This window comes from Coriobacteriia bacterium (assembly GCA_014859305.1).
GTDB lineage: Bacteria > Actinomycetota > Coriobacteriia > Anaerosomatales > Kmv31 > Kmv31.
In genome coordinates, this window is the sequence record JACUUM010000013.1 from 33046 (window position 1) to 44593 (window position 11548).

The 11548-nt window shown below is 70.5% G+C and carries 13 protein-coding genes and 1 pseudogene; all 14 read right to left on the reverse strand.

Features of this window, described 5'->3' with window-relative positions:
• Window positions 1-16: 16 nt before the first annotated feature.
• Window positions 17-238 carry an ATP synthase F0 subunit C gene (gene atpE / locus IBX62_03645; protein ID MBE0476176.1) on the reverse strand — a complete coding sequence of 74 codons (222 nt, stop codon included), beginning with the start codon at window positions 236-238 and terminating at the stop codon, window positions 17-19.
• 84 nt (window positions 239-322) lie between these two features.
• On the reverse strand, window positions 323-1132 hold the full coding sequence (gene atpB / locus IBX62_03650) for a F0F1 ATP synthase subunit A (protein MBE0476177.1): 810 nt from the start codon (window positions 1130-1132) through the stop codon (window positions 323-325).
• Window positions 1133-1139: 7 nt separating this feature from the next.
• On the reverse strand, window positions 1140-1451 hold the full coding sequence (locus tag IBX62_03655) for a hypothetical protein (protein MBE0476178.1): 312 nt from the start codon (window positions 1449-1451) through the stop codon (window positions 1140-1142).
• A 286-nt stretch (window positions 1452-1737) separates the two neighbouring features.
• Complete coding sequence (locus IBX62_03660) at window positions 1738-2925, reverse strand: undecaprenyl/decaprenyl-phosphate alpha-N-acetylglucosaminyl 1-phosphate transferase (protein MBE0476179.1); 1188 nt, start codon at window positions 2923-2925, stop codon at window positions 1738-1740.
• Window positions 2922-3386 carry a cytidine/deoxycytidylate deaminase family protein gene (locus IBX62_03665; GenBank protein MBE0476180.1) on the reverse strand — a complete coding sequence of 155 codons (465 nt, stop codon included), beginning with the start codon at window positions 3384-3386 and terminating at the stop codon, window positions 2922-2924. Before IBX62_03665 ends, IBX62_03660 begins: the two co-directional genes overlap by 4 nt.
• A gap of 111 nt (window positions 3387-3497) precedes the next feature.
• Window positions 3498-4745 carry a serine hydroxymethyltransferase gene (locus IBX62_03670; protein MBE0476181.1) on the reverse strand — a complete coding sequence of 416 codons (1248 nt, stop codon included), beginning with the start codon at window positions 4743-4745 and terminating at the stop codon, window positions 3498-3500.
• A 145-nt stretch (window positions 4746-4890) separates the two neighbouring features.
• Entirely contained in the window at window positions 4891-5337 is a 447-nt protein-coding gene (rpiB, locus tag IBX62_03675; GenBank protein MBE0476182.1) for a ribose 5-phosphate isomerase B, read from the reverse strand.
• Window positions 5338-6906, reverse strand: a pseudogene (gene prmC / locus IBX62_03680) (peptide chain release factor N(5)-glutamine methyltransferase).
• Window positions 6906-7970, reverse strand: a complete 1065-nt coding sequence (gene prfA / locus IBX62_03685; GenBank protein MBE0476183.1) for a peptide chain release factor 1 — start codon at window positions 7968-7970, stop codon at window positions 6906-6908. Before prfA ends, prmC begins: the two are co-directional and overlap by 1 nt.
• Window positions 7971-8249: 279 nt before the next feature.
• Window positions 8250-9194 (reverse strand): DUF1385 domain-containing protein, encoded by a 945-nt coding sequence (locus tag IBX62_03690; GenBank protein MBE0476184.1) that lies wholly within the window; start codon window positions 9192-9194, stop codon window positions 8250-8252.
• A gap of 103 nt (window positions 9195-9297) precedes the next feature.
• On the reverse strand, window positions 9298-9981 hold the full coding sequence (locus IBX62_03695; protein ID MBE0476185.1) for an FAD-dependent thymidylate synthase: 684 nt from the start codon (window positions 9979-9981) through the stop codon (window positions 9298-9300).
• Window positions 9982-10094: 113 nt separating this feature from the next.
• Window positions 10095-10634 carry a 50S ribosomal protein L31 gene (gene rpmE, locus IBX62_03700; GenBank protein MBE0476186.1) on the reverse strand — a complete coding sequence of 180 codons (540 nt, stop codon included), beginning with the start codon at window positions 10632-10634 and terminating at the stop codon, window positions 10095-10097.
• A gap of 327 nt (window positions 10635-10961) precedes the next feature.
• Window positions 10962-11231: a type II toxin-antitoxin system RelE/ParE family toxin gene (locus tag IBX62_03705; protein MBE0476187.1), complete on the reverse strand. Its 270-nt coding sequence runs from the start codon at window positions 11229-11231 to the stop codon at window positions 10962-10964.
• A gap of 6 nt (window positions 11232-11237) precedes the next feature.
• Window positions 11238-11504, reverse strand: a complete 267-nt coding sequence (locus tag IBX62_03710) for a type II toxin-antitoxin system Phd/YefM family antitoxin (protein ID MBE0476188.1) — start codon at window positions 11502-11504, stop codon at window positions 11238-11240.
• Window positions 11505-11548 lie beyond the last annotated feature (44 nt).

Sequence of the window (11548 nt, forward strand, 5' to 3'; positions counted from 1 at the left end):
CTCGGTCTCGCGGTCCCTATGCGCCCTGGAGGATGAGCGCGAGGACGAAGCCGAGCAGAGCGAGCGCCTCGGTGAACGCGATGGCGATGAACATCGTCGTCTGCACCCTGCCGGCCATCTCCGGCTGGCGCGCCATCGCCTCGACTGCCTTGCCGCCCACTATGCCGATACCGAGGCCGGGACCGATGGCCGCGAGGCCGTACGCGAGACCGGCGCCCAACACGTTGAGACCTTCCACTTGCTTCCTCCTTCAGAGTCACGAGCTCGAGACGACTGCGGATCGCGCATGCCTTCCATGCCGTGCGACGGGGACATCGGTCTCCTAGTGCTCGGCAGCATGCAGCGAGCTGCCGATGTAGACCGCGGTCAGGACGGTGAACACGTAGGCCTGGATGAACGCCACGAACACCTCGAAGGCGTACATGAGCACCAGCATCACCAGCGACAGCGACGCCGGGATGAGTCCGAGGCCCAGCCCTCCTCGGATCCCCATGGCGACGAACGCCGCGAAGATGCCCAGGATGATGTGGCCGGCGTACATGTTGGCGAAGAGTCGCACCGCCAGCGTGAACGGCCGGACCAGGAACGTCGAGACGAACTCGAGGAGGAAGATGTAGCCGCCCAGTACGATCCTGGCGAACAGGCCCATCTCCCGCACGCCCGCGGGGATCATGCTCTTCATGTAGCCGCCGAAGCCGTTCTTGGCGAACCCGACGTAGACGAACACCAGCCAGGTGACCAGCGCGAGGGCGGCGGTGACGCCGATCGAGCCCGTCCCGGGAAGCGACCCGGGCAACAGGCCGAAGACGTTGTTGAACAGGATGAAGAAGAACATCGTCGCCAAGAACGGGAAGTACCTGACGCCCTCGGGGCCGATGATGTCCACCGCGAGGTTGCGGATGAACTCCAGCCCCGCCTCGGCGACGTTCCCGACGCCGCGCGGCACGAGCGCCGCACGGCGGGACGCGACCGCGAAGAAGAGCACGACGAGCGCCGTGGCGACCAGCATGAAGAAGATGTAGTTGGTGAGGACCAGCAGCGCCGTGGCCGGGACCTCGCCTCCACGGTCGTTCCAAGGCAACGTGGACAGCTCGTGGAGCAGCTCCGCGACCCTCTCTCCCAGTCCTTCCACGCGCCGCTTACCTCCTTCTCGAGGCGAGGACCCCCGTGCGGGTACGCGACGGACGCGCGTACCTTACCAGCTCCGCGGAGTACGTGACGACGAACCCGGCGGCCAGAGCGGCCGCGAAGACCTCGAAGGCGGGCCGGGCGTGCAGGCGGTAGAGGAGGAGCGCGGCGGCCGCCACGCCCATACGCGCGAAGAGCAGCACGCCTGCCAGCGCGAGCCCGGCGGAGCCGTTCGGGGTCACGAGGCGGAAGCTCGCGCGCGAGGACAGCATGAGCGCGACGCCGAGCGCCGACCCGGCAGCCGCTGCGAAGAGCGGATTCACGGTCAGCGCACCGAGCGTCTGGAAGGTGACCGGGAGCAGCGTCCTAACCCCTTCGCGAGATGGATCCCCATGCCTATTCGCAGGTCCGACCTCGCTCGAACCCGTCCGCGACCGATGCAGCGGACGACGGCGCACGTGCGCTCCGACCCGCGGGCGTGCGAAGGCACGGACGCGGGTCGAGGCTGTGCTTCCACCGGGGGGACCGGAAAGCGTGCTCATGGTACACCAAGCCACACAGGCGGACAACAAAGGTCGAGCCGGCCCGAGCCGGCCGGTTCCAGCGGGCTCAGACGTCCTCGTCGCTGGTCCCCGCACCACCCGCCTCCTCGTCCCCGAGGCCGGCGAGCGGCAGCTGGACCGGTCCGGGCTCCACCTCCCCCGCGGCCCCGCCGGCGGAGCCCTCCTCGACGTGATGGTGCGCGGCTTCGAACAGGCCGAGCCAGTAGGCCATGAAGCTCGAGAGCGCCGCGAGGACCACGAACGTGCCGAGCTTGATGACCGAGGGTGCCCAGCGCATCGCGTAACCGCCTACGGCGAGCGCCGCCGACCAGAGGTAGATGATCAGCACGGTCTGGCGCTGGTTGAAGCCGCGTCCCAGAAGCCGGTGGTGGATGTGGCCGCGGTCCGCCTCCTGGATCGGGCGTCCGTGCCTGGTGCGGCGGACGATCGCCGACGCCGTGTCGAACACCGGCACGCCGATGATCAGCAGCGGCACGGCCAGAGTGATCGCGGCGACGGACTTCATCACGCCGAGCAGCGAGACGGTGGCCAGCGCGAAGCCCAGGAACAGCGCCCCCGAATCGCCCATGAACACCGAGGCGGGGTTGAAGTTGAAGCGCAGGAAGCCGAGGCACGCCCCGATCAGCGCCGCCGCGAAGGCCGCGGCCGCGGCATGGTTCCCTTGTGCGGCGAGCACCAGGAAGCTCGCCGCCGCGATGGCCGACACGCCCGCCGCGAGTCCGTCGAGGCCGTCTATCAGGTTGATCACGTTCGTGAAGCCGAGGATCCAGACCATCGTGACCGGGACGGAGAGCAATCCGAGCTGGATGAGGCCGCCGCCCAGGGGGTTGCCCACGAAGTCCACCCTCAGGCCGGAGGCGACGACCGCGCTGGCGGCCAGCGCCTGCCCGATCAGCTTGGGGCCCGGGCGGAGGTCGAACGCGTCGTCCAGGACGCCGACGGTGAAGATGATCGCGAAACCGACGAGCGCGCCGGCTACCGGCCTGCCACCTTGCAGGAGGTCCCCTCCGCGGCCGAAGAAGCCTTCCGCCACCGCCTGCGCCGCGACCGCGGCGGCGAAGCCGACGAACAGCGCGATCCCGCCGATGCGGCTGACCTCGCCCTCGTGCACGCTACGCCCGCCCGGCTTGGCGACGATACCCCACCGCACGCCGAGGACGCGCATGGTCGGAGTGAGCGCGAAGGTGACGGCGAACGCCACGGATACGAGGAAGGCGTAGTGCAGGATGCTCACGGGGTGGCGCCGCCCTTCCGCCCCACGTGTCTCGTCGGCAGGCCCGCTTCGGCGAGCAGGCTCTCCGAGAGCTCGTCGGGATAGGGATCGCCGTAGACGACGGCGGCGATGCCCGCGTTGATGAGCATCTTCGCACACAGCACGCAGGGCCTGTGCGTGCTGTACGTCGTGGCGCCGGCGATGGGGATCCCGTGCCTGGCGGCCTGGATCACGGCGTTCTGCTCGGCATGGATGCCGCGGCACAGCTCGTGGTTCCGGCCCGAGAGCACGCCGCGCCGCTCGCGAAGGCAGCCGACCTCCTCGCAGTGCGCCAGCCCGGTGGGCGGCCCGTTGTAGCCCGTCGCCAGGATGCGCTTCTCCCTCACAAGCACGGCGCCCGTGCGGCGGCGCAGACACGTGGAGCGGCCGGCCACCTGGTCCGCTATGGCCATGAAGTACTCGTCCCAAGTCGGTCTGGGCATTGGTCTTCCCTCAGGTGGGAGGGTGGTCCGTCACCGCCGCACCGGGTCGCGTCAACGCCGTCGGGACCGCCTCTTCCTCGGCTCGCATCCGTCCTCCTCGGCTCGTTCCCGCTAGAGCTCTGGATAGAGGGGGTGTGAGTCCAGCAGCGCGCCCACCTGCTCGGCGATCGCCTGCAACGCCGACTCGTCGTCGCGCCGAGCGATGGTCTCCGCGATGAGCGCGCCCACGGTGCGCGCCTCGCCGACGCTGAAGCCCCTGGTCGTCATGGCGGCCGACCCCACGCGGATGCCGCTCGTCACGAACGGCGACTGCGCGTCGCAGGGTATCGCGTTCTTGTTGACGGTGATGCCGACGCGCTGCAGCAACGCCTCGGCGTCCTTGCCCGTGGTGCCCGCCGGCGTGAGGTCGACGAGGCACAGGTGGTTGTCGGTGCCTCCGGAGACCAGGCGCAGCCCTCCCTCTCGCATCGCGTCGGCCATCGCCTGGCAGTTGAGCACGACCCGCTCGGCGTACCCCTTGAACCCCGGCTTCAGCGCCTCACCGAAGGCCACGGCCTTCGCCGCCACGTCGTGCATGAGGGGCCCCCCCTGCGTGCCGGGGAAGACCGCCTTGTCGACGGCCTTGGCGTGCTTCCGGCTGCACAGTATGAAGCCGGAGCGCGGGCCACGGAGCGTCTTGTGACTCGTCGAGGTGACGATGTCGGCGTGAGGCACGGGCGAAGGGTGGACGCCGGCGGCCACAAGCCCGGCGATGTGAGCCATGTCCACCATGAGCAGCGCGCCGACCTCGCCGGCGATGTTCGCGAACGCCGCGAAGTCGATCACGCGGGGGTAGGCCGAGGCACCGGCGACGATCATCTTCGGCCGGCACTCCCGCGCGATGCGCGACACCGCGTCGAGATCGATGACCTCCGTGTCCCGGTCGACGCCGTAGGAGCAGACGTTGAACAGCCTGCCCGAGAAGTTGACGGGGCTGCCGTGGGTGAGGTGCCCCCCGTGTGCCAGGTCCATGCCGAGGATGGTGTCGCCCGGGTCCAGGACGGCCAAGTAGGCGGCCATGTTGGCCTGGGAGCCGGAGTGCGGCTGGACGTTGGCGTGCTCGGCGCCGAAGAGCTCCTTGGCGCGGTCGATCGCGAGGTTCTCGGTGACGTCGACCTCCTCGCAGCCGCCGTAGTAGCGCCTGCCCGGGTATCCCTCCGCGTACTTGTTCATCAGCACCGAGCCCGCGGCCTCCATCACGGCGGGTGAGGTGAAGTTCTCCGAGGCGATGAGTTCGATCGTCCCGCGCTGCCGCGCGAGTTCCGCCTCGAGTGTGGCGGCCACCTCGGGGTCGGCGTCGGAAAGGAACCTGAACGACATGGGCCTGGGTGCTCCGTCCTTCGATCATCCGGCTGCCGGCCCGGCGGCCGACGCCTCAGCATATCACGCGTTCACCGCACTGAAGCCGGTCCGCGAAGGCCGCAAGGAGGTCCGGCGGGGCGGCCGTCCGGGACCGGGCCGCGGCTCAGGCGCCGCGCTTCTCGGCGTCCGTGATGCCCGCCACCCGGCGGCCGTGCCTGCCGCCCCGGAACGGCGCGTCGAGGAAGGCGTCAACGATCGCCAGCGCCGTCGCCTCGTCGGTGAAACGACCCGAGAGCGTCAGCACGTTCGCGTCGTTGTGCTCGCGCGCGAGCCGCGCGAACTCGATGGAGGTGACGTTGGCCGCGCGCACGCCGTCAACCTTGTTGGCCACGATCGACATGCCGATGCCCGTGCCGCACACCAGGATCCCGCGGTCCGCGTCGCCCGCCGCCACCGCTCGGCCGACTTCCAGCGCGATCGCGGGGTAGTCGACGGGCTCCTCGCCGTGCGTGCCCGCGTCGGCCACCTCGTGACCCGCGGCCAGCAGGTGCTCGCGGATGCGCTCCTTGAGGGTGTACCCGCCGTGGTCGGCGCCTATGCGCAGCCGCATCTAGGCCTCGCGTCCCTCGGCGATGGCAGCCACCTGGTCGGCGGGGACGGCGCCCTCGCGCAGCACGACGGGTTCGGGTCCCGTGCAATCCACGACGGTGGACGGGACGCCGTGCTCGGTCTCGCCGCCGTCCAGCGTCAGGTCCGCCGCGGCGATGATCCGCTCCTCGATCTCCTCGAACTTCGCCGGAGCGGGCTCGCCGGACGTGTTGGCCGAGGTGGCGATGATCGCGCCTCCCGACGAGCGGATCAGCTCGCGGACGACGCCGTGGTCGGGGCTGCGCAGGGCGACGGTCCCCCGATCGTCGCGGAAGTCCTTGCTGACGATGTCCGCGGCGTGGACGACCAGAGTCAGCGCGCCGGGCCAGAAACGGCGGGCGAGACGGCGGGCGTACTCGGGGACGTCGAGGCCGTAGCGGTCCAGCGCGTCCTCGTCCTCGACGAGCCAGGGGATGGGCTTGTTCATGGGACGGGCCTTGATGTCGATGATCTCGTGGGGTCCGATACACGATGTCGCGGAGGCGCCGATCCCGTACACGGTCTCGGTCGGGAACACGACCACGCCGCCGTCCCGCAACACCGTGGCGGCGAGGTTCAGCACTTCCGCGTTGGGGTTCTCCGGATCGATGTGGTAGACCTTGCTCATCGCCACCGCCCGCCTTCCGTGTCGGTCGCCCTACCCCGGCCCCGGCCCGCTCGGCGTCCGCCCCGCCACGACCCTGTCGCGCCCGGCGAGATCGCAGACCGTCCCGACACCTTCATACCATGCCCGCATCTCGCGGTCAGCATCCGCGGCCCGCGTTTCGTCGAGCTCTATCGCGAGCGTCCCGCCGGGCCGCAGCCAGCGCGCGGCAGCGGCCATGACGCGCCGGGCGACATCCAGCCCGTCGGCCCCGCCGTCCAGCGCGAGCGAGGGCTCGAAGCCGGCCACCTCCTCGGGCAGGCCGGGCATGTCACCGGTCGGGATGTAGGGCGGGTTGGCGGCCACGAGGTCGATGCGTCCGAGGAGCTCCTCGGGCAGCGGCTCGAACAGATCGCCGAGGAGGACCGAGACGCGCTCCTCGAGTCGCGAGCGCCGCGCGTTCTCGCGGGCCAGGTGGACCGCGGAGGGATCCAGGTCGGTGGCGTACACCCGCGCCTCGGGCCGCTCGTGGGCGACGGAGAGCGCGACGGCTCCCGCGCCGGTGCACAGATCGACGACCGTGGAGGCCCGCCCGGCGGCCGCGGCGTCCAGCGCCTCGAGCGCCACGTCGACCAGCACCTCGGTCTCCGGCCGAGGGATGAACACGCCCCGCTCGGCTCTCAGCACGAGGTGCCGGAACGCCACCTCACCTGTGACGTACTGGAGCGGCTCGCCCGCGGCCCGCCTCTGGACGGATCCGCGAAGCGCCGCGCGCTCCTCGGCGGTGAGCGGGCGGTCGTGGTGCGCGTAGAGCTCCACGCGGGAGAGGCCGGTGGCCGCCGAGAGCAGCCACTCGGCGGAGAGCCGCGGCGACTCGACGCTCTTGCGAGCGAAGTGCTCCGTCGTCCAGCCGAGCGCGTCCCGGATCGTCCAGACGCGCTCGCCCATCACACGATAGCCTTCAGCCGCTCCGCCCGGTCGGCCGAGGCGAGCGCCTCGATGAGCGGGGCGATCTCTCCCATCATCACGGCGGGGAGGTTGTGGACGGTCAGGCCGATCCGATGGTCCGTGATGCGGTCCTGCGGGAAGTTGTAGGTGCGGATCTTCTCGGAGCGCTCCCCCGTGCCGATCTGGCTGCGGCGCTCGGCGCCGACCTCGGCCTGTCGCCGCTCCAGCTCCATCTCGTACAGCCTGGCCTTGAGGATGCGGAGCGCCTGCTCGCGGTTCTGCAGCTGGCTCTTCTGGTTCTGGCACGCCACGACGAGCCCGGTAGGCAGGTGGGTGATCCGCACGGCGGAGTCGGTCGTGTTGACGGACTGCCCTCCCGGCCCCGAGGAGCGGTAGACGTCGATGCGCAGGTCGCCGGGGTCCACCGTGACCTCCACGTCCTCCGCTTCAGGCAGGACGGCCACGGTCGCCGTGGACGTGTGGATCCGCCCCTGCGACTCGGTCACCGGGACGCGCTGGACGCGGTGCACGCCGGACTCGAACTTGAGCTTCGAGTACGCGCCGCCACCCTTCACCATGAAGATGACCTCCTTGAAGCCGCCGGTCTCCGACGGCGAGGCGTCCATCTCCTCCGCCTTCCAGCGCTGGCTCTCCGCGTAGCGCGTGTACATCCGGTACAGGTCGCCCGCGAAGATGGCGGCCTCGTCCCCGCCCGCGCCGGCGCGGATCTCGACGATGACGTTCTTCTCGTCGTTGGGGTCCTTGGGCAGCATCATCACCTTCAGCTCGTCCTCGAGCGCGTGCTTGCGCTCCTCCAGGGAGCGCAGCTCCTCGCGCGCGAACTCGCGCGTCTCGGCGTCGCCCTCGCGCGCCATCTCCTCCGCCGCTCCGACGTCGTCGAGCACGCCGAAGTACTCCCGCACCTTCGCGGCCAGCGGGGTCTGTTCGGCGTGGGCCTTGGCGAGACGCGCGTACTCGCGCTGATCGCCGATGACCGCCGGGTCGCCGAGTCTGACTGTCAGCTCCTCGTAGGAGTCGAGTATGTTCCGGAGTCTCTCACGCATACCTTACCGAACTCTTCCTATTCACCGAACGCCGCTCTCGGGTGCCGAGAGCCCCGTTCCCGGGGCCTTCGCGCGGGTTCGATCCGGGGCCCGAAGGCGGGGTGCGGCGCGGCGTTCTCGGACCTGTGAGTCTATCACGACGTCGCCCCCGGGACGTAGGTTCCCACAGCAAGCGAGGTGCCGTGGAAAGGCCTGCCAGCGGCACCGCGAAGGGCTGCCGGACACGGCCCACGAGCACGGCGGGGACCGCAGGGGACACTCCGCAGCCGCCCGGCGCGATCAGGTCGGTGGCGGCTCGTCCGCGAGGACCGTCGACGGAGCGTCTCCGGCGGCCTCTGCGGTACCCTCCCCGGGTGGCAGCAGCCCCTCACGCAGCGCGACCGCCTCCATCGCCACCACCGCGACCTCCACCATCGAGTCGTCCGGCTCGCGAGTCGTCATCCGCTGCAGCTGCAGGCCGGGCCAGAGCAGCACGCGCACGAAGGGGTCGTCGGGCCGCTTGCCCGCCCAGCGCACGACCTCGTAGGCCAGCCCGGCCACCAGCGGCAGCAGCGCGATGCGGATGAGGATGTTCAGCCCGAGGGAGCCGAGGCGGTGCGTGACGCCCAGCGCCTCCAGGATCGTCCTCACCGGCACGAGCGAGAAGACCACCAGCGCCACGACCATCACCATCAGCAGGAACGACGTCCCGCAGCGTACGTGCTTCGTGGTGTGTCCCTGGATGACGCCGGGGCTCAGCGGCAGGCCGCGCTCGAACGTGTGGATCGTCTTGTGCTCGGCACCGTGGTATGCGAAGACGCGCTGGATGTCGGGCACGCGGCTCACAGCCCAGATGTAGGCGAAGAACGCCGCCACGCGCAGCGCTCCGTCGACCACGTTCCAGGCGAGTGGCCTCTCGATCGCGGGCCCGACGAGGACGTTCGTCAGCACCGCGGGGATCACGATGAACAGCAGGACCGCCAGCGCCAGCCCGAGCACCATCGAGATGCCGACCTCACGGCTGGAGAGCTGCTCCTCCTCGGTCTCGCCGGCCTGCTCGGCGGAGACCTGGAACGCCTTCATGGCGAGCACGAGCGTCTCGTAGAAGCCCCACACGCCGCGGATGACGGGCTTGCCGAGCCAGGGCTTGTCCTCGGCGGCGAGGCGCAGGTCGTGCGCCTCCACGTGCACCGAACCGTCGCCCTTGCGCACGGCGACGGCCCAGTTGCGCCTTCCGCGCATCATCACGCCCTCGATGACGGCCTGGCCGCCGATGTGGGTGTGGACTATGGGACCCCCGTTCGCCGAGGAGGGGGCGGGCGCGGGACCGCCCCGGCTCGTGTCCGCGTCAGTCACGTCTCGGTGCCCTCTCGTAGGGTTCGCCGCAGGTCATCTTCCCCTCGGGGCACGGCCCGCGGCGACAGGCCGCGCCCGCGTCGGCGAAGACGTACGGCGCCGTGGGCTCGGCGAGCTCGAGCATGCGCAGCGCCAGCGCACGGATCTCCCACTGGGAGCGCTTGCAGCAGCGCAGCTCGAAGAAGTGCAGCAGCTCGCGTACGTTCATCGTGACCACGATCTTGGTCTCCGTTGCGTTGGGCAGGAGGTAGCGCGCGTCCTCCGCCGCCACCCCGCCCTCGAGGAGCTCGCGGTATGCCCGGAACGCCGCCCGGGTGGCCTGCTCGAAGCGCTCGGCGGCCTCCGGATCCGCTTCGACCGCCGGCGGCATGATGAAGCAGGGTTCCTCGGCGAAGCTCACGTAACGCTGCGACTGTTGGTTGTAGCTCGCGAGCCGGTGCCGTACGAGCTGGTGCGTGAGCGCGCGGGAGACGCCGTCGATCGCGAACGTGTGGCTCGCGTGCTCGAGAGCGGAGAGGTGGCCCGAGGTCATGATGACACGCAGGACCTTGCGCACCTGCTCGCCGGTCAAGCCCTCCATGAGCTCGGCCGCGCCCACGGGCGCGTAGCACAGTCGGGCGGCCACCGCGACTGTGCGCTCCGGGTCGGGCGTGTGCTGGAGAAGGCGTACGTCCATGCGATCCCTCACGAGGCGGTCGTGCGCCCGCCGGGGGCGCGAACAGGCGGTTCGACGAGAAGAGGCGCCCCGGGGAGCGCCTCTCATCATACCAGTGAGCCGAGGACCGCCCGCTACTCGGACGTCTCCTGCGGCGCCTCGTCGGGCGCCGGCTCCTCGGTGGCCGACTCGGTCTCCTCGCCCGCGCTCTCGGCAGCGGGCGCGGTCTCCTCGGCGGCTTCGGCCGGCTCTTCGGCGACGGCGGCTTCCGGCGCCGCCGCCTCAGGCGCCGCCTCCTCGGCCGCAGCGGCCACCTCGCCCGCCTCGCGCGCGGCCCTCGCCTCGGCGCGGCTGCGGCGCTCCGACTTGGCACCCTCTTTCGCCTCGCGCTCCTCGCGAGCCTTCAGCGCGGCCTCCTCGGCGGCCTTGCGGCGCTCTTCGGCGGCGGCTGCCTCGCGCTCGCGCACCTGCGTGGCGGCGTCGCCGAACTTGTCGGCGAAGCGCTGGACGCGCCCGCCGGTGTCGACGAACTTCTGCTTCCCGGTGTAGAAGGGGTGGCACGCCGAGCACAGCTCCACGTGCAGATCCGGCTTCGTCGAGCGCGTCTGGAAGGTGGCGCCGCAGGAGCACGTCACCTTGCACTCGACGTAGTCGGGATGGATGTCCTGACGCATCGTGGGTCACCTCCGGTACGAACGGCGGGGCCCGGTTTCCGAGCGGGCGCCCAAAGACGAGCCGGGTGATGGTATCACGGGTCGGACAGCGCGACAAACATCCGTGGGCCAGTGTCGGCCGAGGACGGCTGGAGTGCTCGTGGTGCCGGATCGCGAGCCGCCCGTCACCCCGCGGCACTGACAGCCGCGTGCGGGCTGTCGACGTTCGACGCCGCCTACGCGGCGCTGGCCGCCTCGCTCGACTGCCCGCTTCGCCACGGCCGACCGGAAGCTGGCAACGGCTCTGGGCCGCAGGCTCGGCGTCGGGGTGCTGTAGCGGCCGAGCGTTCACCCCGGCCGGTACGCGTGAGCCCTGTGCTCGACTCGCACCACGACTACGGCGGATCTCTCCTCAACGACTTCGTAGACGATCCGGTACGCACCTCGGCGCGCTGCCAGGAACCCGAGGAGTTCTGCCCGCAGCGGCTTGCCGACACGAAAGGGCTCCTCGACAAGCGGACCGGTCATGAACTCGACCATCGCGGCCGCTAGACGTTCGGGGAGCCGTTCGAGCCGCCGCTCCGCCGAGGCCGCCACTTCGAGCTCGTATCCCCCCAACGGAGCCTACCTGCCCTTGATGTACTTCCGGCGCAGCTCGTCGGCACCCACGTACTCGCCCCGGGCGATCTCCGCCTCTGCCGCGCGGATCTCGTCCAACGCGCCCGGCGTGGACAGGATGTCCAGGGTCTCCTCGAGGCTCTCGAGCTCGTCGGCGCTCAGCAAGACAGCTTCCGGCTTGCCGCGACGCGTGATGTACACGCGTTCGTGCTCGCGCGCGACGAGATCCACAACCTCGGAGAGGTGTGCCTTGGTGTCCGCAAGTGATCGCATCTCGCTCATGACCAGTATTCTAGTCACTTCTCAGAGGAACGCAA